This window comes from Corynebacterium casei LMG S-19264, from assembly GCF_000550785.1.
GTDB classification, from domain to species: Bacteria; Actinomycetota; Actinomycetes; order Mycobacteriales; family Mycobacteriaceae; genus Corynebacterium; species Corynebacterium casei.
Genome location: NZ_CP004350.1, coordinates 1,732,717 through 1,752,030 on the forward strand (window position 1 = coordinate 1,732,717; position 19,314 = coordinate 1,752,030).

Annotated in this window: 21 protein-coding genes; 9 read left to right on the plus strand and 12 right to left on the minus strand. The window is 58.2% G+C overall.

The features are described 5' to 3' along the window. Positions 1-14 precede the first annotated feature (14 nt). The 4 genes from CCASEI_RS07945 to CCASEI_RS07960 are packed head-to-tail and all read left to right on the plus strand — an operon-like array spanning position 15 to position 3,380. Positions 15-839 carry a DUF368 domain-containing protein gene (locus CCASEI_RS07945; RefSeq protein ID WP_025387621.1) on the plus strand — a complete coding sequence of 275 codons (825 nt, stop codon included), beginning with the start codon at positions 15-17 and terminating at the stop codon, positions 837-839. Beyond that, positions 840-1,706 carry an ABC transporter substrate-binding protein gene (locus CCASEI_RS07950; RefSeq protein ID WP_025387622.1) on the plus strand — a complete coding sequence of 289 codons (867 nt, stop codon included), beginning with the start codon at positions 840-842 and terminating at the stop codon, positions 1,704-1,706. Beyond that, complete coding sequence (locus CCASEI_RS07955; RefSeq protein WP_006823080.1) at positions 1,703-2,620, plus strand: amino acid ABC transporter permease; 918 nt, start codon at positions 1,703-1,705, stop codon at positions 2,618-2,620. Before CCASEI_RS07950 ends, CCASEI_RS07955 begins: the two co-directional genes overlap by 4 nt. Beyond that, positions 2,613-3,380, plus strand: coding sequence for an amino acid ABC transporter ATP-binding protein (locus CCASEI_RS07960; protein WP_006823081.1), 768 nt, complete (start codon positions 2,613-2,615; stop codon positions 3,378-3,380). The genes CCASEI_RS07955 and CCASEI_RS07960 overlap by 8 nt, the downstream gene beginning before the upstream one ends. Here the strand turns inward: CCASEI_RS07960 and CCASEI_RS07965 are convergent. From CCASEI_RS07965 to CCASEI_RS07995, 7 genes are read right to left on the minus strand one after another with little or no spacing between them, the layout of a single operon-like run. Beyond that, positions 3,372-4,112: a sulfite exporter TauE/SafE family protein gene (locus CCASEI_RS07965; protein WP_006823082.1), complete on the minus strand. Its 741-nt coding sequence runs from the start codon at positions 4,110-4,112 to the stop codon at positions 3,372-3,374. The two genes, CCASEI_RS07960 and CCASEI_RS07965, sit on opposite strands and share 9 nt — an antisense overlap. After that, positions 4,109-4,585, minus strand: a complete 477-nt coding sequence (coaD, locus tag CCASEI_RS07970; RefSeq protein ID WP_006823083.1) for a pantetheine-phosphate adenylyltransferase — start codon at positions 4,583-4,585, stop codon at positions 4,109-4,111. Before coaD ends, CCASEI_RS07965 begins: the two co-directional genes overlap by 4 nt. After that, positions 4,578-5,183: a 16S rRNA (guanine(966)-N(2))-methyltransferase RsmD gene (rsmD, locus tag CCASEI_RS07975; RefSeq protein ID WP_225868465.1), complete on the minus strand. Its 606-nt coding sequence runs from the start codon at positions 5,181-5,183 to the stop codon at positions 4,578-4,580. Before rsmD ends, coaD begins: the two co-directional genes overlap by 8 nt. Next, positions 5,177-7,273 carry an ATP-dependent DNA helicase RecG gene (locus CCASEI_RS07980; RefSeq protein WP_006823085.1) on the minus strand — a complete coding sequence of 699 codons (2,097 nt, stop codon included), beginning with the start codon at positions 7,271-7,273 and terminating at the stop codon, positions 5,177-5,179. Before CCASEI_RS07980 ends, rsmD begins: the two co-directional genes overlap by 7 nt. 6 nt (positions 7,274-7,279) lie before the next feature. Then, positions 7,280-8,602 (minus strand): DAK2 domain-containing protein, encoded by a 1,323-nt coding sequence (locus CCASEI_RS07985; protein WP_025387624.1) that lies wholly within the window; start codon positions 8,600-8,602, stop codon positions 7,280-7,282. A gap of 11 nt (positions 8,603-8,613) precedes the next feature. Then, positions 8,614-9,240 (minus strand): uracil-DNA glycosylase, encoded by a 627-nt coding sequence (locus CCASEI_RS07990; protein ID WP_025387625.1) that lies wholly within the window; start codon positions 9,238-9,240, stop codon positions 8,614-8,616. A 44-nt stretch (positions 9,241-9,284) separates the two neighbouring features. Beyond that, complete coding sequence (locus CCASEI_RS07995; protein WP_025387626.1) at positions 9,285-10,256, minus strand: thiamine-phosphate kinase; 972 nt, start codon at positions 10,254-10,256, stop codon at positions 9,285-9,287. A 28-nt stretch (positions 10,257-10,284) separates the two neighbouring features. Between CCASEI_RS07995 and CCASEI_RS08000 the strand changes: the two genes are divergently transcribed. From CCASEI_RS08000 to CCASEI_RS08005, 3 genes are read left to right on the plus strand one after another with little or no spacing between them, the layout of a single operon-like run. Continuing rightward, the gene (locus CCASEI_RS08000; protein ID WP_025387627.1) at positions 10,285-11,217 is read left to right on the plus strand and encodes a DUF3515 domain-containing protein; all 933 of its coding nucleotides are present in this window, start codon (positions 10,285-10,287) and stop codon (positions 11,215-11,217) included. A 33-nt stretch (positions 11,218-11,250) separates the two neighbouring features. Continuing rightward, positions 11,251-11,463: a hypothetical protein gene (locus tag CCASEI_RS15455; RefSeq protein ID WP_225868386.1), complete on the plus strand. Its 213-nt coding sequence runs from the start codon at positions 11,251-11,253 to the stop codon at positions 11,461-11,463. Between the two features lie 50 nt (positions 11,464-11,513). Then, complete coding sequence (locus CCASEI_RS08005; RefSeq protein WP_225868387.1) at positions 11,514-12,086, plus strand: EamA family transporter; 573 nt, start codon at positions 11,514-11,516, stop codon at positions 12,084-12,086. Positions 12,087-12,181: 95 nt separating this feature from the next. On the opposite strand, the gene CCASEI_RS08010 is transcribed toward CCASEI_RS08005, so the two are convergent. Then, a complete protein-coding gene (locus CCASEI_RS08010) occupies positions 12,182-13,261 on the minus strand; it encodes a D-alanine--D-alanine ligase family protein (RefSeq protein WP_404825303.1) in 1,080 nt (359 codons plus the stop codon). 12 nt (positions 13,262-13,273) lie between these two features. Beyond that, positions 13,274-14,275, minus strand: coding sequence for an NAD(P)H-dependent glycerol-3-phosphate dehydrogenase (locus CCASEI_RS08015; RefSeq protein ID WP_006823092.1), 1,002 nt, complete (start codon positions 14,273-14,275; stop codon positions 13,274-13,276). Between the two features lie 151 nt (positions 14,276-14,426). Between CCASEI_RS08015 and CCASEI_RS08020 the strand changes: the two genes are divergently transcribed. After that, the gene (locus tag CCASEI_RS08020) at positions 14,427-15,401 is read left to right on the plus strand and encodes an NUDIX hydrolase (protein ID WP_038575071.1); all 975 of its coding nucleotides are present in this window, start codon (positions 14,427-14,429) and stop codon (positions 15,399-15,401) included. Here CCASEI_RS08020 and CCASEI_RS08025 read toward each other — a convergent pair. The 3 genes from CCASEI_RS08025 to leuC all read right to left on the minus strand — a co-directional run bounded on the left by CCASEI_RS08025 (position 15,398) and on the right by leuC (position 18,526). Next, on the minus strand, positions 15,398-16,306 hold the full coding sequence (locus tag CCASEI_RS08025; protein ID WP_081748513.1) for an SLAC1 family transporter: 909 nt from the start codon (positions 16,304-16,306) through the stop codon (positions 15,398-15,400). The two genes, CCASEI_RS08020 and CCASEI_RS08025, sit on opposite strands and share 4 nt — an antisense overlap. A gap of 92 nt (positions 16,307-16,398) precedes the next feature. After that, the gene (gene leuD, locus CCASEI_RS08030) at positions 16,399-17,010 is read right to left on the minus strand and encodes a 3-isopropylmalate dehydratase small subunit (RefSeq protein ID WP_006823095.1); all 612 of its coding nucleotides are present in this window, start codon (positions 17,008-17,010) and stop codon (positions 16,399-16,401) included. Positions 17,011-17,044: 34 nt separating this feature from the next. Further along, positions 17,045-18,526, minus strand: a complete 1,482-nt coding sequence (gene leuC, locus CCASEI_RS08035; RefSeq protein WP_025387631.1) for a 3-isopropylmalate dehydratase large subunit — start codon at positions 18,524-18,526, stop codon at positions 17,045-17,047. Positions 18,527-18,575: 49 nt separating this feature from the next. On the opposite strand from leuC, the gene CCASEI_RS08040 reads away from it, so the two are divergent. Beyond that, positions 18,576-19,259 carry an IclR family transcriptional regulator gene (locus tag CCASEI_RS08040; protein WP_025387632.1) on the plus strand — a complete coding sequence of 228 codons (684 nt, stop codon included), beginning with the start codon at positions 18,576-18,578 and terminating at the stop codon, positions 19,257-19,259. The last annotated feature ends 55 nt before the right edge of the window (positions 19,260-19,314 follow it).

The window sequence follows — 19,314 nt, forward strand, 5'->3', positions numbered from 1 at the left end:
TAAGGGGTTTACTTTTGCAGCATATTCTCAACTTGATTCGCGGTGCTTTGATTGGATCCGCGGAGCTCGTACCGGGTATTTCAGGCGGCACGGTCGCGCTGATCGTCGGCATTTATGAGCGCGCACTGCACAACGCTAACTTGCTTATTAAGGGCAAGATCAAAGAGGTTGATTGGCTGTTTCTGCTCACGGTTGGCGTTGGCATGGTCGTTGCCGTGTTCGGCATGTCCACGGTGTTGTCCTCCTTCGTGGACAATAACTTCTCCATCTCCCATGCATTGTTCATGGGCATGGTTGCTGTCTCCATGCTGGTGCCTATCTCCATGATGAGTAAGGTAGACCGCGCAAAGCCGCAGTACTGGATTTACGCCCTGGTTGCTGCCGTGGTGATTTTCGTGATGACGGGCTTTACATCCGAAGCAGTCGAAGACCCGAATCTCATTGTGATCTTCTTCGCCGCCGCTGTTGCTGTGTGCGCGCTGATTATGCCGGGCGTTTCAGGTTCCCTCATTTTGCTGATGCTGGGCCTGTACCAGCCGACTATCGCAGCTGTGTCCGACGGTAATTTCACCGTCATCATTGTCTTCATCGTGGGCGCTATCTGCGGCCTTGCTGCTTTCGTGCGCACTTTGAATTACCTCCTGGACTCTCACCGCGGCGCAACCCTTGCCGTCATGACTGGTTTCATGCTCGGTTCGCTGCGCGCGCTGTGGCCTTGGGGTGAAGGCCAAGATGCCGGCTCTTTGCCAATTATTGCCATGTTGGTTCTTGGCGGCGCAATCGTTGGCGGTTTCATTTTTGCAGATACGCAGATTGCCAAGAAGAAGGCGGCCGCGTAGATGCGCTATAAGGTTTTAGCCGCGTTGGCTTCAGTCGGCGTGCTCAGCGGTTGCGTGACCAACTCGGAGCCTGTGCTTCCGGAAGGCTGGGAAGAGATCACCCCCGAGCGGGTTAATGAAATCGCAGCGCTTGTCGATGACGAAGATGGCGTCCTCACCGCCGGCACCAACCCTCCTTTCGCGCCTTTTGAGCTCAAAGATGAAAATGGTCAGATTGTGGGCGTGGAAATGGATTTGGCGCGCGCGATGGCGAGCATCATGGGCTTGGACTTCCGTCCCGTGGAGCAGGACTTCGCCATGATTTTGCCCTCTATTCAAGGCGGACAGATTGATATTGGCGTCTCCGGCTTTACGGACACTGAAGAGCGCCGCCAGAACTTTGACTTTGTCAATTACCTCTACGCCGGTATTCAGTGGGCGCAGCCAACCACGAACGAAGAGGACGTGGACCCAGCCAACGCGTGTGGTATGACCGTCGCGGTGCAGCGCACCACGGTCTCTGAAACTGATGACGTTCGTCCGAAGGCGGAAGCATGCGATGGCGACCTGGAGATTTTGAGCTATGACACCTCCGATAACGCAGCCATCGCAGCGCTGACTGGCCGTGCGGATGCCCTGTCTGCGGACTCCCCAGTGACTGCATATGCCGTTAACCGTTCCGAAGGCAAGCTGGAACTCGTCGGCGACATCTTTGATGCTGCGCCTTATGGCATGGCTGTGCCGAAAGATTCCGAATACGGCCCGGCAATGGCCGCTGCCCTCCAACACCTGATCGACACCGGCGATTACGCCCGAATTCTTGCCCAGTGGGGTATTGAAGACGGCCTCATCGACACGGCAATGATTAATGAAAGGCCCATTTCATGAGTACCCCTGAGAGGATCAAAGCTAAGCCGCTTCGCCATCCCTGGCGCTGGGCTTTCGCCCTCATTGTCCTGGCGCTAGCCATCTGGTTCGTGATTTCGGCCGCCCGCAATGAGGCTTATGGCTGGGATACTTACTTCGCGTATGTTCTGGACACCCGCATTGCTATCGCGGCCCTGCATACTCTTGCCATCACGCTATTGGCAATGATCATCGGTGTGGTCGGCGGCGCCATCCTGGCTGTACTGCGCATGTCCCCTAACCCGGTGCTGCGTTCTATTTCCTGGGTGTTTTTGTGGGTCTTCCGTGGCACCCCAATCTATGTTCAGCTGGTGTTCTGGGGTCTGCTCGGTGCGCTGTATCAGTCCATCAACTTGGGCTTCGCCGAGATTTCGCTCGAGGGCGTGTTGTCCTCGGCATTCTTCCTCTCCGTTATCGGCCTGGGTCTGAATGAGGCCGCGTACATGGCGGAGATTGTGCGCTCGGGTATTTCTTCGGTGCCAGAAGGCCAGAAGGAAGCATCGAAGGCCTTAGGCATGGGCTGGTGGATGACCATGCGCCGCACGGTGATGCCGCAGGCCATGCGCATTATCATCCCACCAACTGGCAATGAGTTCATTTCCTTGCTCAAGACCTCTTCCCTGGTTGTCGCAATTCCTTATACCCATGAGATTTTCGGCCGCGCGACTGATATTTCCGCCGCACTCTTTGAGCCGATTCCATTACTCATGGTCGCCGCGACCTGGTACCTGGTGATTACTTCCATCTTCATGGTGGGCCAGCATTACTTGGAGAAGTACTACGAAAAGGGCGCGACCCGTGAGTTGACCGGCCGTCAGCTGGCAGCTTTGGCAGATGCCGAGGGCAACATCCCCCGCAACGTTTCCGTCATCCCGGAGGTAGACCGCAATGAATAAACCAATGGTCGACGCCATCGACGTCTATAAGTCTTTTGGCCAGCTCGAGGTGCTCAAGGGTATTAACCTCACGGTAGAGCCAGGCGAGGTCATGTGCCTCATCGGGCCTTCCGGTTCCGGTAAGTCCACGTTCTTGCGCTGTGTCAACCACTTGGAGAAGATCACCGCTGGCCGTTTGTATGTCGACGGTGACTTCGTGGGCTACCGCGAAAAAGACGGCACGCTGTATGAGATTTCTGAAAAGGATGCCTCACTGCAGCGGCAAAACATTGGCATGGTCTTCCAGTCTTTCAACTTGTTCAGCCACCGCACCGCGCTGGAGAACATTATTGAGGCGCCGATTCACATCAAGGGCATCAAGCCCGAAGATGCGAAGACGAAGGCTATGCAGTTGTTGGACCAGGTTGGTCTTGCGCACAAGGCGAATGCTTATCCGGTGCAGCTTTCGGGTGGTCAGCAACAGCGTGTTGCTATCGCGCGTGCGGTGGCCATGGATCCGAAGCTTATGCTTTTCGATGAACCTACCTCCGCTCTTGACCCTGAACTCGTCGGGGAAGTTCTGCGCGTGATGAAGGACTTGGCTTCCGGTGGTATGACCATGATTGTGGTCACGCACGAGATGGGCTTTGCCCGCGAGGTCGCGGACAAGGTTGTGTTCATGGCCGAGGGCGCCGTGGTGGAGATGGGCACCCCGGAGCAGGTGCTGGATAATCCCCAGCAGCCAAGGACAAAAGAGTTTTTGTCTTCGCTTCTAAAGTGATGTCCACCCGCGGATAACAGCCGCGGCAGCACCGGCGGCGGCCACGATGAGTGAGAACTTTCGGGCCGCCGCTTGGTCGATCTTGTCGGCGATGAGCCCGCCGACGCTAATGCCAATGAACATGCCGATAAGCCCGGCTGGCCACACCATCCAGTTGATACTCGTAATGGCGGCGGCGCCAACGAGCGCTTTGACGAGGAAAGAAATAGCGCCGCCGAGCATGAACAGCGGCTGCATGGTGGCAGCGTAGTGGGATTGGGACCATTTCGCGGCGGAGAAGTACACCGTGAACACTGGCCCGGCGATACCAGCGAGGGTGTTGGTGAATCCGCCCACTACCCCGGCGGTGAGCGCGGGCGCACGGCCGGTAACAGGTGGCACGAGGTTCTTGCCGAAGGTGACCACCGCGAGCGCGATGAGCAGTGCCACGCCTACCAGGATGAGCAGCGGTGCGGTGTCCATCGCGGCGATGAGGAAGGCTGCGGGCACTGAGCCGAGAATCATCACCGAACCGATGAGCGCGAATTGCGACCACACGACGTTCTTGCGCACTGCCACGGTGGTAGCACCGGCATTAAGGCAGGCGAGGATGTTGAGCACCATGATGCCCTCCACCGGTCCCAGAATGAGCGAGAGAATCGGGCCCGAAATCAGGCCCACACCCATGCCAGAGACACGCTGCATGCACGAGCCCACAGCGATGGCGAGAAGGACAGCAAGGGCAACAATCATTCGCGATACTTCTCCAGCACGGCTTTGCCGACTGGTTCTGGGAAGAAGCCAGAGATATCCCCGCCGTACTTAGCCACTTCCTTGCACAGCGAGGATGAAATGTAGCCGTACTTTTCATCGGTAAGCAGCAGCACGGTGTCAATGCCTGAGAGGCGCTTGTTCATCTGCGCCATGGGCAGCTCATACTCGTAGTCCAGTGAGGAGCGCAGACCCTTCACAATCGCATCAATGCCGCGCTCGGAGGCATAATCCACCAGCAGGCCCGCGTGGAAATCCACGGTGATATTCGGCAGGTCAATTGAGGCTTTGATCAAGTCCACGCGCTCGTGGATGCTAAAGAGCCCGGATTGCTTGTTGGGGTTACCGGTGACGAGGATGGTGACTTCATCGAAAAGCGCTGCGGCGCGATGAAAAATATCGAGGTGCCCCAACGTCATCGGGTCAAAAGAACCTGGGCAAACTGCTTTAGTCATTGCTGTCCCTTTCAAAAATGGCCATGTCCATGCGCGCGATACCGTAGGTGCGCTTCTTCAGCTTCTGCCCCGTGGGCGTAAATTCTGCCGGCCACTGCGGCTCCGGGCTGTCAATGTGGCGTTCGATGACCACGATGGCATGATCCGCCAGGGTGGGTGTGATTTTGGCGATGAGGCCATCAACATCATCGAAATCATAAGGCGGGTCCGCGAGCACCATGTCGAAGAACTCGCGCGGCGCCATGCGATCCAGGTAGGTGCCGGCTTTCATCTCATGGACGGTGACCTTTGGGTGGCCGACTACTTGCGCGTTGTGCTTAATGTTTTTCACGGCCTCAGCGCTGGCATCTACGAGGTGGACTTCCTCTGCCCCACGGCTCGCCGCCTCTAGACCCAGTGCGCCGGAGCCTGCGAAGATGTCCAGGACGCGGGATTGTTCAAAGCCCCAGCGGACAGCGAGCGAAGAAAAAAGCCCCTCGCGAGCGCGGTCTGAGGTGGGGCGGGTGCCTTCGGTGGGCACGATGATGGTTCGACCGCGTGCTTGGCCGGCGATGATTCTGGTCATGGCATCTAGCCTAACGCATGGCCGGTTTAGGATTTGTCTAAGTATTCCTGTTCCTCTTCGCGGATTTCCACGGTGAGTTCAAAGGCTAGTTCTGGGTCTTCATCCACCAGGACGTAGGCGTCTTCATAGGCACGTTCGATGATCATCAAATCCTGCGACAAGTCCAGCAGCTGCAGAGTACGTTGGCGCCCGGACTGACGAGTACCCAGGACGTCACCCTCGCGGCGGTATTCCATGTCCAGCTCGGTGAGCTCAAAGCCGCTGGAGGTCGCAGCGATCTTGGAGATGCGCTCAAAGCTCGGCGAATTCGGTGCCGCCAGGGTGTGGAACAGGCACAGGGAGGCGTTGCCGCCACGGCCCACGCGCCCGCGCAGCTGGTGCAGCTGGCTCACACCGAAGTTCTCCGATTCGCGGATGAGAATCACCGTGGCATTGGGAACGTCCACGCCGACCTCGATAACCGTGGTGGAAATCAGCACGTCTACTTCCCCACGTGCGAAGGCCGCCATGCGGTCATCTTTATCATCCATGCGCCCGTGCAACACCATGATCCGCAGGCCTTCCAGCGGGCCTTCTTCGAGCGCCTCGGCGAGCTCCAGCACGCCTCCCTCACCCTCAATGCGCGGGCAGACCACATAAGCCTGGCGCCCGGCATCGACTTCCTCGCGGATACGCTCCCAACCTCGGCGCACCCACGAAGCCTTTGCTTCCGGCAGCACCGAGGACTGAATGGGCTTGCGCCCGCCCGGTAGCTCATGCAGCGAGGAGACTTCCAAATCACCGAAGACCGTCATGGCAATGGTGCGAGGAATTGGCGTCGCGGTCATCACCAGCACGTGCGGGAAGGTGCCCTCTGGTGCTTTCATGCGCAGCGTATCGCGCTGCTCCACGCCGAAGCGGTGCTGTTCATCCACAACCACCAGACCGAGCGAGTAGAACTCCACGGTCTGCTGAATAATCGCGTGCGTGCCCACCACGATATCGGCCTCACCGGAGACAATATCCAGCAGCGCCTGGCGCTTTTCCGCCGTCTTCATGGAGCCTGAGAGCACCGTGAGACGAATATCATCCGGCAACATCGCCGAGATGGAGCGCGCGTGCTGGTGCGCAAGCACTTCGGTGGGCGCGAGAAGGGCGGCTTGGCGCCCGGCATCGACAGCCGAGAGCATCGCCGCGACCGCCACCAGCGTCTTGCCGGAGCCGACCTCACCTTGCAACAGCCGCGACATCGGCACGGCTTCGGAGATATCGCGGTCAATATCGCGCAGCACCTGCTTTTGCCCAGAGGTTAGGTCAAAGGGCACCTTGGCCAGCATCTCCGCACGGTAGCCATCATCAGCCGGTGGCATGGCAAAAGCGCGCCAGTGGCGGGTATCGCGTCTGCGCAGCGCCATGACCAAACCGATGCCTAAGGCCTCGTTGTACTTCAGCCGGTCAATCGCGCGCTGTGGGCCTTCCGGCCCTGGCTCATGAATCTCCCGAATGGCCTTGTCAAAGGTCAGGTCTGAAATATCCAGCGGATCTTGAATCGGCGGCAGGGTTTTCAGCACATGGTGAATAGCCGCCATAATTGTCCACGTCTTCAACGTGGACGACGCCCGATAGACCGGCAACCATTCCCTCTCGCGCAGCAGCTCCTCAACATCCACGAACTGCGAAATCGCCTTCAGCGTTCCACCCCAGCGCTTGGACACCGAAGTTTCCCCGCGCGGGGCATCCAGAATTAAAAACTCGGGGTGCTGCAGTTGCGCCTGGCTGTTAAAAAATTTGAGCTTGCCCGAAAACAGCACCCGCATGCCCGGGTACAGCACTCGTTCTTGCCACACGCCATTGAAATACACGGCCGTGTAGGTATCATCCACGGTCACATTGAGCACGAAACCATTGCGAATCGGCCGCTTCGAAACATTCGTCACCGTGCCGGAGATCGTGATGAAAGAGCCCTCGGGCGCCTCGCGCTCTGCGAAGGCCTGAAAGTCCCGGCCCTGGCGGATGTAATCACGCGGGTAGTGGTTCATCAGCAGCTGCCCGCAGGTGGAATATCCGAAGCTCTTGGTCAGCGCCTTCGCAACTTTGCCCGGCAACACTTCTGTAAGCGGCCGGTCATCTTTCCACCCCAACATGGCCGCTTATTCTACCCCGATTTCGGTGCGCAGGCCGGGGATGTTCACCACAATGACTTCCACGCCCAGCTGGCGCGAGAGCTGATCTGTGTCTAGCGTCAGGGAGGTCAGGATGGTCAGCTGCTCCCCGCCTTGCTGTAGCAGGTCATTGCAGCAGGCAATGATGGCGCCAACGGTTTCATCACTTGGCTTATCCACGCGCATACCGCCAGCAACTTCAGCCATGGTGCTTGCCGCATCAGGGCCAGGGGCATACACGGATAGCGCCGCTATTGCTTCCACATTGCTGGACACCGCCACCACTTGAGCATCTCCCAGGTTCAGCCCGCCGGGTTTGCCCACGAAGATATCGTCTTCACCCAAGGTCATCCCCGCGGAATACAAACTCGCGCCGATGGAGGCAAAAAGCTTCGCCATTTCCGTGTCCCGGGTGGCGACGAAGACCTTCGGCGAGGCATCGGCAAGCTGCTCTTGCTGCACACCCCGGGCGGGCAACACCTCGAGACGCAAATTGCTCACCGCACCTGCGGCGAAAGCTTTTTCAATCACCTCACCGGCACGCGGGGAATGAATGTGCACATTGGCTTCCTGCTCACTGGCGCGCGCAATGACCAGGCTGTCGCCCAATCCACTGATCGCAGCTTCCAGCTTGTCGATGTCCCCGCGGTAGAAAAACACCACCTCCAACTCGAAGATAGTCTCCGGGATGGCAATGCCTTCGCGCTGCTCGGTCTCTGTGACCTCTGCGAGCAGGCATTCGAGCAAGATAACCAGCCCTGCGCCCCCGGCGTCTACTACCCCGGCATCACGCAGGACCTTGAGCTGCGAAGGCGTGTTAGCCAATGCCTTAACCGCTTCATCGCAGGTGGCGCGAAGAACATCCACCAGCGCATCGGAATGTTCAAATGCTTCTTCGGCGGCTACTGCTGCAGCCTTGAGCACGGAGACCACCGTGCCTTCAACCGGCGTGGCAATCGCGCGGTCCACCAGCTCCACCGCCAGCTTCAGTGCGTTGACCAGAGTGTGCGAATCAATCAATGAATCTGCCGAGGAATCTGCCACCGCGCGCAACACCTGGGATAAAACCATGCCGGAGTTTCCGCGCGCACCGCGCACCGACCCCACAGCAAGTGCCTCTGCGACATCGCCGCCTTTATCGGCTTCTGCCACTGCTGCTTCCATGGTGTGCGCCATGTTCGAGCCGGTATCAGCGTCAGGTACTGGAAAGACGTTGAGCTGATTGAGCTCGGCACGGCGTAGGGAAAGCTCAGCCACGGATCGCTTCGCCCAGCTATGGAGGGCTTTTGCGTCAATGTGGTTAATGGCCATGGTGGATAAGTCTACAATTGCCACTGCACTGGCTGCGACCCGGCCTTGACCAATGCCTCATTCGCTCGCGTGAACGGCCGTGAGCCGAAAAAGCCCCGGCGCGCTGACAGCGGTGATGGGTGCGGTGAGGCGATGATGGTGGCGTCAGGGATAAAGCGTGCGACGGATTGGGCGTCTTTGCCCCACAGGATGGCTACGAGCTCTGGACGGTTCAGTGCTTTGATGGCTGCCTCGGTAACGGCTTCCCATCCCATGCCGCGGTGTGAGCCGGCGTTACCGGCTTCTACGGTGAGCACTCTGTTGAGCAGCATGACGCCTTGGTTAAACCAGGCGGTCAGGTCTCCATCACCGCGCCCTTGCGCACTCAACTCAATACCCAGATCGGATTCGAGCTCTTTATAAATGTTGATCAAGGAGCGCGGCGGGCGCACCCCTGGCTGTGTGGAAAAGGACAACCCCATGGCGTGGCCTGGCGTGGGGTACGGGTCCTGGCCCACTATGAGCACCTTGACGTCCGCGGGTGCTAGCTCAAATGCGCGCATGACATCATCACGCGGCGGCAAAGTATTTGGACCGTAGATATCCGGGCTGATGTTATCCAAGGCCTCTTGGATAATCGGCTGCCAATCCGGGTGCATAGAATTCCTCCGTTTCTGTCTCGTTCTCAGTTACCCCAATATCCTTACAATCCCTGCGGGAAAGATTCCCATCCCGTGCTGTATGGGGTAGGCTTGCCGTCCACGGTGGCATAGTCAGCGCCGTTGCGGCGGGTGACTTCCCCAATGACCCGGAAACCAGATGGCGGGTCTTTCATGGTGGTGCCAAGTAGCGTGTGGTCTTCCCCGCCGGCGAGTACCCAGTCCCATGGGTCATGCTCTAGTAGCTCGCCCGCGCGCACGAGCAGTTCATCCGGAGCAATGGCGTCTGCAAAGACATTGATGTGCACGCCGGAGCGCTTAGCGATGCTCATCAGGTCATGCATTAATCCATCCGAGTTATCTGTCATGGCGGTAGCTCCCGCCGCGCGCGCAATCACGCCTCGGCCCGGGTCTATTTCTGGCGCGCAGTGAAAGTCCACCAGCGGCTGAACGGCTGGATCTGGCAGTTCCCGTCCGAAGCGCTCAAGCAATGCCCATCCAGCACCTGACCATCCGATGCGCCCGTGGGCAACTAATTTCTGCCCGGCGCGTGCGGAGCTTAATGCCAGGGGTTGCCTATCCCCGCCCAGGGCACCAATAGCGGTGACAGAGACCGTGATCTTCTCCGCTTGGGTGACATCCCCACCAACCAGTTCCGTGTTGTAGTCGCCGGTGCGTTTGGCTATCCCTTCTGCGATTTCACGCACTACCGACACTGGTGTGTCCAAAGGCGCGCCTAATGCCATGAGCGCGCCTAAGGGACGGGCCCCCATGGCTTCGATATCGGCATAGTTTTGGGTAATGGCTTTCATGCCGACTTGAAAGGGACTGGACCAGTCGAGGCGGAAGTGGTGTCCTTCGACCAGCATGTCTGTGGTGGCTACCGTGCGCGAGTTGGGCGCCATGGGTAAAAGCACGGCGGCGTCGTCTCCGTTGAGGGAGCTGGGGGCGGCGGCGACAATTTCTTTAATGACGCCGTGTTCGCCGACATCGCGGAGGGTCGGAGTGTTTTTCACGCAGTGCCTTTCAGTAACATGTGGCTTTATGAATACCCAATTTAATCGCACGGCTGTTTTGATATCACTTGGGCTCTCTATTGTGCTGGTGATTGGCGTGCTGTTTGGTACGAAGTACTTCTTTGATAACGTCGCGCGCCAGCCGGTTTCGGTGTCTGCGATTGATTCGCCGGAGTCTTCCTCCCTGCTGTGTGAGCAGCTGGTGAGCAATCTGCCGGAGCGGTTTATGGGTGAAAAGCGTTCAGAGCTTATTGAGCCCGCACCCGAGGGGGTGGCCGCCTGGGCCGATATTTCTTCTATGGCCACCGTCTTGCGCTGCGGGGTGTCTATGCCTCTGCAGTACACCGACTACTCCGAGCCAGTTGAAATCGACGGCTCCAACTGGCTGGAGGTCCGTGACATGACCGAAGGATCTGCCCTGACCACGTGGTACAACGTGGACTACTCCCCGGCGGTTGCTGTGACCACCCACGGCGATGAGCAACCAGAAGGCCTGTCTGATTCCCTCAATGCACTCGAAGCACGCGCCCAAGAACCCCGTCCCGCCCCGCTGTCTCAGCTTCCTGCCGCCGACAGCAGCAACACAAGCGACAGCACAAACATAGAAGAGGTGTGCGCACCGCTTGCCGATGCCCTCCCCGACACCCTCGGTGAGAACTACCAACGCATGGAGGTACCCGAAGAAAACACCGCCGCATGGTCCGCCCCTGGTTTTGAGCCAATTGTCATCCGTTGCGGTGTCGCCCCTCCCGCCGGCTACGAACCCGGCGAGCAACTGCAGCAGATCAATGACATCCCGTGGTTCCAGGACACCACCTTGGGCGAAGGCACCACCGCCGGCACCTGGTACGCGCTGGGCCGCGCCACCGATATCGCCGTGTCTGCCCCACAAGGCGTTGCCAACACTGCCCTGGTCGAACTGGGCGAGATCATCTCCGCCAACACCGCCGAGCAAGACTAACCAGTCCACGACGCAATAACCGGCACAGAGCTCATGACTCAGCATTCGCCCACCGCAACGCAGTCGCTAGCTCCACAAGGTGCACTGCTGGGAATCTTCGCTGTCCTGGGCGCTGCAGCCCTCTGGGGCACCACTGGTACCGCCGCGACCTTCGCCCCGGAGGTCGGGCCACTGGCCATGGGCGCCGCCGCACTGGGCATCGGCGGCCTTCTTCAAGCACTCATTGCACTGCCCGCGCTGTATTGAGCCCGGGTAGCAGTGCGCGCCAATATCGGCACAGTCATTGCCGGCGGTGGATGCTCGCCGCCGCACTGGGCATTGGTGGCAGCGCCATCCTGTGCCTAGCCAAAATGCAGAACGCGCCTGCTGAAGTATGGCCCCCCATCGCCGGCATCATTCTTGGACTCGCAGCCGGCACTACCTATGCGCTGTACTCCTGGAGTGCCCACAATCTGATTGGTCGGACTATTGGACGTGCTGCCGCCATGGGCGCTATCTTCGGACTCGGCGGACTAGCCCTGATGCCCGTTCTCATCATCACAGGCGCCCCGCTTATTGCCAGCACGCAATCATTTACTGTTGGCGCATATATGGCGCTTGTACCCATGTTCGTGGGTTACCTGCTCTTCGGCTACGGCCTCACCCGTGTTAGCGCCAGTACTGCCACCACGCTCACTCTGGCAGAACCAGCCATCGCCGCCATCTTGGCCGTCGTCATTGTTGGCGAGCGCCTCGCCCCCATCGGTTGGGTTGGCATGGCCGCTATCTGCGCGTCGCTCTTGGTCCTGTCGCTGGGCCCTGCCACACGCAGCTCCCACAAGAAAAACAAGCTCACCGCGGCACGCGAGCCTGTCTACAAAGAAACATAGACAGACCCCCACACCACAGTGAGCTTTAGAAAATATCTATTCCGTTTTACTCGCTGCGGGTATCTAACCAATTGCTACTGCAAATAGCTAGTACATTAGATATTTGCAGCTTTGGCAAGAGCCGTAGCAATGAGCGTGTCCAGCAGCTCTGGGTAGCTCACGCCGGAGGCGAGGAATACCTGCGGGTACATGGAGATCGGGGTGAAACCAGGCAGGGTGTTGATCTCATTGATCATGGGGCCTTGTTCGGTGACAAAGAAGTCCACGCGGGATAGTCCCTCGCAGTTCAGCGCCTTGAAGGTGTCAACCGCTAGGTCCTGAATGGCTTTGGTGGTGGACTCATCAAAGGGTGCCGGGATGGTCGCAGTGACGGTGTTGTCCAAGTATTTGGTGTCAAAGCCGTAAAAGCCTTCATCGGAATCTTCCGTTCCGTTAAGCTTTGCCGGAACAGAGGCCACGAGCTCACCGTTGGGGTATTCCAGCACGCCGACTTCTACCTCAGCGCCGAGCAGCTCTGCTTCCACAATAACCTTGTCATCAAAGGACGCAGCCTCTGCAATAGCGCCGTCGAGCTCTTCCCAGGTGCTGACCTTGGACACACCAATGGAAGAACCACCGCGGGCGGGCTTTACGAACACCGGCAGACCTAGGTGTTCTTTTTCCTCAGCGGTCAGCTCAGTACGCCCGCGCAGGATGACGTCGCGGGTGACGGGCAGACCTTCAGCCACCATGAGCTTGCGCATGAACTCTTTGTCCATGCACACAGCAGAAGACATCACGCCGGTGCCAACATAAGGGATACCGGCCATTTCAAAGACGCCCTGGACGGTGCCGTCCTCACCATTAACGCCATGCAGTGCTGGGAAGACCACGTCAATTTCGGCGTGCAGGGTGCCGCGGGTGACGTTGTGAATCTGACCCGCGCCCACCGGATTCAAAGAAACAGTCAGCTCATCGGCTTCTTCTACCTCAGGCAGCTTGCCGTCTGTGATCTCCAAACCTTCCGTGACACCAATGGTCCAGGTGCCCTCACGGGTGATGGCTATGGGAACAATCTCATAGCGCTCTGGGTCCAGATTGCTCATAATGGCGCCGGCAGTTACGCAAGAGACAGAGTGTTCAGTACTTTTGCCACCATAGATGACAGCTACGCGCGTCTTTGAAGTCATAGCGATTAAGTGTAGCGATTAAACTTCTGACTTCTTGCTGCGACCCATCAGTGCCGTCGTCATGTCATCCACTGACAAATCTTTATGACACACGCCGAACACAGCCTGAGTCAGCGGCATATCCACGCCATGATCCATGGCCAGACGGTAGACCGAGGCCGAGGAGAACACGCCCTCAGCCACCTGACCATTAGTAGCCGCAGCGGCTTCTTCTAGACTGCCACCTTTACCCAAGCGGTAGCCGAAGGTGCGGTTTCGGGAGAGCTCCGAAGTACAAGTGGCCACCAAGTCACCCAAACCAGCAAGACCAGCAAAGGTGCGCGAGTCCGCGCCGAGTGCCTCACCCAGGCGGGTAATCTCCGCCAGGCCGCGGGTAATCAGGGTGGACATGGTGTTAGTACCCATGCCCATGCCGGTGGCCACACCACAGGCCAAAGCAATCACGTTCTTACACGCGCCACCGATTTCACAACCGATGACATCGGTGTTGGTATACGGGCGCAGATAAGGCGCGGACACCGCAAGCTGCACGGCCTTCGCGCGGTCCTCATCCGGACACGCAATCACCGTGGCAGCGACCTGCTCATCAGCAATCTCCCGCGCCAGGTTCGGACCAGACAACACCGCAACACGGTTAGCGGACGCGCCAGTGCACTCCGCAATGACCTCGCTCATGCGCTTGAGAGTTTCTGTCTCAATACCTTTAGAGATGGAGACCAACGTGGCATCGGCAGGCAAATGCTTTGACCACCTGGCCAAGTTATCGCGCATGGTCTGCGATGGCACCGCAAAGACCACAATGTCTGCCGCCTCCAAGGCTTCCTGGGCATCAGTGGTGGTAGCAATAGCCTTAGGCAGCAAGATATCTGGCAGGTAGTCAGCATTAATACGCGTGGTGGCAATAGTCTCAGCCAACTCGGCGCGACGTACCCACAGGCGTACCTCGCTGCCGGCATCAGCAAAGACCTTAGCCAGCGTGGTTCCCCAAGAACCCGCGCCCATCACTGCAACCTGTGCCATTAAACAACCTTTCACAAACGTATCAATCGCATCCCATCATAAAACATGCAAGCCCTTCACCCTGTCACAACTGCTGACAGGGTTTAGGATTAGGAGGAACCAACCACCCCCAAAGGAGCACGCTGTGGCCAAGACACCCAAGGTTAAAGACATGCACGAAACCGATAAGGACATCCAGTGTGACACTTTCATCTCCGGCCGCTTGCAGCAGGTTCCCGTGGATCCCAATGCCGAATTTGAGCGCACCACCCTTGCCGCGGGCGCTATCTTGTGGCGCGGTAACCCCGCTGCCCCAGAGGTAGCCCTTATTCATCGCCCCCACTATGACGATTGGTCACTTCCCAAGGGCAAGGTTGACCCCGGCGAGTCTCTTCCTGCCACCGTGGCGCGTGAGTTGTGGGAAGAAACCGGCTACCACGTCAAGCTGGGCAAGCTGGTGGGCAAGGTGACCTACCCGGTGCAGGGTCGCACCAAGGTGGTCTATTACTGGCTGGCACAGGTAATGTCCGGTGAGTTCACCGCCAATGAAGAAGCCGATGAGCTGGTGTGGATGCCCATCGCCGAAGCCCGTGAGCGCGTGACTTACAAGCTGGATGAGGACGTGTTGGATAAAGCGCTCAAGCGTTTGCAGCTGATGCCGGAGACCATGGTGTTGTATGTTCGCCATGCCCGCGCGCATGACCGCAAGACCTGGAGCGGGGATGACAATCTGCGCCCGCTGGATAAGAAGGGCCGCCGCCAGGCGGAGATGCTCATCGCGGAGCTGTCCCCTTATCAGCCCACCGCCATCTATTCCGCGGCACCAGACCGTTGTCTGCAAACTGCTGCACCTTTAGCCGATGAGCTCAATCTTCCAGTTCACGTTGACGCCTTGCTTGGCGATGACGCCTGGTTAGACCAACCCATCAAAGCCCGCTTGGCTTTCGATGCCATCGTTGCCCGCGGCGGCACCCCCGTGGTGGTCTCCCAGGGGCTGACCATCCCATCGGTCATTGAGCAGCTGGCACCGAAGTTCATGGACACCGATGACCTCAAAGTAAAAAAGGCCTCTGTCTGGGTGCTTAGCTTCCACGACGGCGAGCTCACCGGCGCCGACTACCTCGCCTCACCGCTGCCTGTGCGTTAATCGCGTCCTTCGAACCACCAGGTGAGGAATCTCGCCACGCACAGCGCCCAGTTGAAGATCAGCAGCGCCAAAAAGCCCTGACTAATCACGTCAAAAATATGGTTTTGGGCATTGAGCGCCACAAAGTGCGTGCCCAGGCTCATGGTGCCCACCGGGAAGGTGGCACCCCACCACGCGGGGTTATAGGGCGTCCAGGCACGCACGGTGCGGATCTCATGAAACAGCGCGTAGATGCTCGCTGCCACGCCCAGTGGCAGCATCACGGAGGCATAGAACAATCCAAAGTCATGCGGGAAGAGCAGCTGCGCTGCTGCCGTGGATTGGCCAATCACACCGACTGGAATCCACGCCGTATTGCCCAGCAGCACCGGGATAGATGCCCGCCCGCGCATCAACGAGAAGTACACGTAGACAAACACCGGCACGCCAATTATCCACACCAGGGTGAAGCCAAAGCGACCTAAGTTGATAAACCCTAATTGCGCAGCACTTGTTGAGGCCACCATGGGCACCACAAGGGCTAATCCCCACTGGAAATTTGGCGAGCCGACAAATTTACGCCACTGGTTAATGGCGATGACAAAGCCTCCCAACCCGCCGGTGATATAGCCAATGAGCTGATAGGTCATGTCGCCGGTAACCACTGACCACGCGGAGCCCAAAGAGATAACACCCATGGCGAACATGCCCCACGGTCCCATGTGTTCAGGGATAAAGCGTGGGGTGCGGTAACGCACTAAGCCATAGAGTGTCACGGCCAAAATACCGGTGGCAATGACCGCGAAGAACACCGCGGCAGAAGCCACTCCATGAATCTTGAGCAACGTCGAGATAATCGAGGTACCCATGAGAGATCCAGTCCATGCTGGACCCGCTGGTGGGATGATCGATCTCTGAATTGGCACGTCACTCATAGTAGTACTCGCAACAACAAGCGCCCCAGGAAGGCTCAGAATCTATTCTGAACTGCTCCCTGGGGCACTAAAGGTGGCTGATTTTAAGCCTCAGTTACTGGGCCGGAGCCTGGTGCCACTGCTGGCTTGAATGCTGCGCGCGCTGACTCAAAGTTAGAGATAGCGTCTTCATCGCGCAGGGTCAGCCCGATGTCATCGAGGCCCTCCATCAAACGCCAGCGGGTGTAGTCATCAATATCGAAGCTGTAGACGTTGCCGCCGACAGTCACGGTGCGTGCTTCCAGGTCCACGGTGACCTCAACATCGCCGGATTCCAGCTGCTTCCAAATCAGCTCAATGTCTTCTTGCTCCATCAAGCCAGTCAGCATGCCAGCCTTGCCGGAGTTGCCGCGGAAGATATCTGCGAAACGCGAGGAGAACACAGCCTTGAAGCCGTAGTCTCCCAATGCCCACACCGCGTGCTCACGTGAGGAGCCTGTGCCGAAGTCTGCACCTGCGAACAGCACGGTGCCGTTCTTGTATGGCTCTTGGTTGAGCACGAAGTTCTCATCCTTGCGCCAGTTGGAGAACAGGCCATCTTGAAAGCCTGTGCGCTTGACGGACTTCAGGTAGACCGCTGGGATGATCTGGTCAGTATCAACATTGGAGTATCGCAGTGGAACGCCAATGCCAGTGTGCTTGGTGAACTTTTCCATGTCTTTTCCTTAAAACTCTTCCTCGCCCGAACCTTTAAGAAGCCTTGTCCTGCTCAACACCAGCAGCGCCGGTGCCAGCAGCCGCAGGATCCACCGGATCCAAATCAGCCGGCGAGGACAGGTGACCAGTTACCGCAGTTGCCGCAGCAACCAGAGGGGATACCAAGTGGGTACGTCCACCTGGGCCCTGACGGCCTTCAAAGTTACGGTTGGAGGTGGATGCAGAGCGCTCGCCTGGCTTCAACTGGTCTGGGTTCATGCCCAAGCACATGGAGCAGCCTGCGGTGCGCCATTCGGCACCGAACTGGGTGAAGATCTTATCCAGACCCTCATTTTCGGCCTGCTTCTTCACAACCTCAGAAGAAGGAACCACAATCATGCGGGTATCAGTTGCGATGGTGCGGCCTTCCAGAACCTCTGCCGCTGCGCGCAGGTCTTCAATACGCGCATTGGTGCATGAGCCCAAGAAGACAGTGTCAATGGAGATATCACGCAGTGGCGTACCTGGGGTCAAGTCCATGTACTCCAGCGCCTTAGCAATAGCGGACTTCGCGTTGTCATCACCAGCTTGCTCTGGGTCTGGAACAACATCGCCCAAAGGCAGACCCTGACCTGGGTTGGTACCCCAGGTAACAAATGGGGTCAGCCTATCTGCATCAATTTCAACAACGGTGTCGAACTCCGCGCCTTCATCGGTAGGCAATGTCTTCCAGTATTCAACGGCGGCGTCCCAGTCTTCACCCTTCGGTGCGAACTCGCGGCCCTTGACGTATTCGAAGGTGGTCTCATCCGGTGCAACCATGCCTGCACGTGCGCCTGCCTCAATGGACATGTTGCAGATGGTCATGCGTGCTTCCATGGACATCTTCTGAATAGCTTCACCGCGGTATTCAATGATGTGGCCCTGTCCACCGCCGGTACCGATCTTGGCGATAATAGCCAGGATCAAGTCCTTTGCGGACACGCCTTCAGCCAAGGAGCCCTTGACTTCAATGGCCATGGTCTTAAAAGGCTTCAACGACAAGGTCTGGGTAGCCATGACGTGTTCCACCTCGGAGGTACCAATACCCATGGCGATGGAACCAAAAGCGCCGTGGGTTGAGGTGTGCGAGTCACCGCAGACAATGGTCATGCCTGGCTGGGTAATGCCCAGCTGTGGTCCCACGGTGTGGACAATGCCCTGCTGGGCATCACCCATGGAGTGCAGGCGCACTCCGAACTCTTCACAGTTATCGCGCAGTGTTGATACCTGGGTACGGGATGTTTTGTCCAGGATCTCCAGCAGGTTACCGGTCTTAATACCCAGGGTGGGGACATTGTGGTCCTCGGTCGCGAGATGCAGCTCGGGGTTGCGCATCTTGCGGCCGGCCAAACGCAGGCCATCAAAAGCCTGCGGGCTGGTAACCTCATGCAGGAGCTGGAAGTCAATATAGATCAAGTCAGGGGCGCCATTTTCACCTGGGGTTACCACGTGATCGCGCCATACTTTCTCTGCCAGCGTCAATTTTTTAGACATTTCACTACTCCACTTGAAATCTCACTAATTGGGACGTATGTTTCAATATATGGGAGATTATAGCGCAGTGTCTGGCATTAAGGTACTCGATCGCGCAGTTGCGATTATGATGGCCGCCGCCAGCAAACCATCCACGCTCAATGATTTGTGCGAAACCACCGGCCTGCCACGTGCAACGGCACACCGTTTGGCCACTGCATTAGAGGCTCACCGCTTGGTAGCACGCACCCCGGAAGGCAAGTGGACCATCGGCCCCGCCTTCCCTGGCAACCGCGATGATTTGCTGACCACCGCGAAGCCAATCATGCAGCAGCTGATGGAAGATACCGGGGAATCTATTCAGCTGTATCAGTGGACGGACACGGCACGTACGTGTGTTGCCACCGCTGAGCCAACGCAGGGCCTGCACAATGTTGTCCCCGTGGGCAGTCAGTTGCCCCTGACTTCCGGCTCCGCTGCGCGTATCATCGCAGCTTTCGCCGATATCACCGTGGATGACGCCACGTTTAGCGAATCTGACGTTAAGGCCGCCAAGCAAGCCGGCTACTCCGAGTCCATCGAAGAACGTGAAGCCGGCTTAGCCTCTGTTTCCGCACCTGTCACCGATGGCAACGGCCAGCTCGTCGCAGTCCTATCCATTTCTGGCTCCGTGGACCGCTTCCGCCCATCGCCTGCTGAAAAGTTCGGCGACCAACTCAACCAAGCCGCAAAGAAACTCAGCTCCGGACTCTAACCTTCCACACCCTCAGTAGCTGCTCACCATCGCAATAATCGGTGAGCAGCTTCTT

Coding starts and splice junctions, on each gene's coding strand:
- leuC (WP_025387631.1), bottom strand. CDS start 18,526: ATGTCTAAAAAATTGACGCTGGCAGAGAAAGTATGGCGCGATCACGTG.
- CCASEI_RS08015 (WP_006823092.1), bottom strand. CDS start 14,275: ATGGCACAGGTTGCAGTGATGGGCGCGGGTTCTTGGGGAACCACGCTG.
- CCASEI_RS07990 (WP_025387625.1), bottom strand. CDS start 9,240: ATGCACCCGGATTGGCAGCCGATTATCCAAGAGGCCTTGGATAACATC.
- coaD (WP_006823083.1), bottom strand. CDS start 4,585: ATGACTAAAGCAGTTTGCCCAGGTTCTTTTGACCCGATGACGTTGGGG.
- CCASEI_RS07955 (WP_006823080.1), top strand. CDS start 1,703: ATGAGTACCCCTGAGAGGATCAAAGCTAAGCCGCTTCGCCATCCCTGG.
- CCASEI_RS08020 (WP_038575071.1), top strand. CDS start 14,427: ATGCACGAAACCGATAAGGACATCCAGTGTGACACTTTCATCTCCGGC.
- CCASEI_RS07980 (WP_006823085.1), bottom strand. CDS start 7,273: ATGTTGGGGTGGAAAGATGACCGGCCGCTTACAGAAGTGTTGCCGGGC.
- CCASEI_RS07960 (WP_006823081.1), top strand. CDS start 2,613: ATGAATAAACCAATGGTCGACGCCATCGACGTCTATAAGTCTTTTGGC.
- CCASEI_RS08005 (WP_225868387.1), top strand. CDS start 11,514: ATGCTCGCCGCCGCACTGGGCATTGGTGGCAGCGCCATCCTGTGCCTA.
- CCASEI_RS07950 (WP_025387622.1), top strand. CDS start 840: ATGCGCTATAAGGTTTTAGCCGCGTTGGCTTCAGTCGGCGTGCTCAGC.
- CCASEI_RS08040 (WP_025387632.1), top strand. CDS start 18,576: ATGGGAGATTATAGCGCAGTGTCTGGCATTAAGGTACTCGATCGCGCA.
- CCASEI_RS15455 (WP_225868386.1), top strand. CDS start 11,251: ATGACTCAGCATTCGCCCACCGCAACGCAGTCGCTAGCTCCACAAGGT.
- leuD (WP_006823095.1), bottom strand. CDS start 17,010: ATGGAAAAGTTCACCAAGCACACTGGCATTGGCGTTCCACTGCGATAC.
- CCASEI_RS07985 (WP_025387624.1), bottom strand. CDS start 8,602: ATGGCCATTAACCACATTGACGCAAAAGCCCTCCATAGCTGGGCGAAG.
- CCASEI_RS08000 (WP_025387627.1), top strand. CDS start 10,285: ATGAATACCCAATTTAATCGCACGGCTGTTTTGATATCACTTGGGCTC.
- CCASEI_RS07965 (WP_006823082.1), bottom strand. CDS start 4,112: ATGATTGTTGCCCTTGCTGTCCTTCTCGCCATCGCTGTGGGCTCGTGC.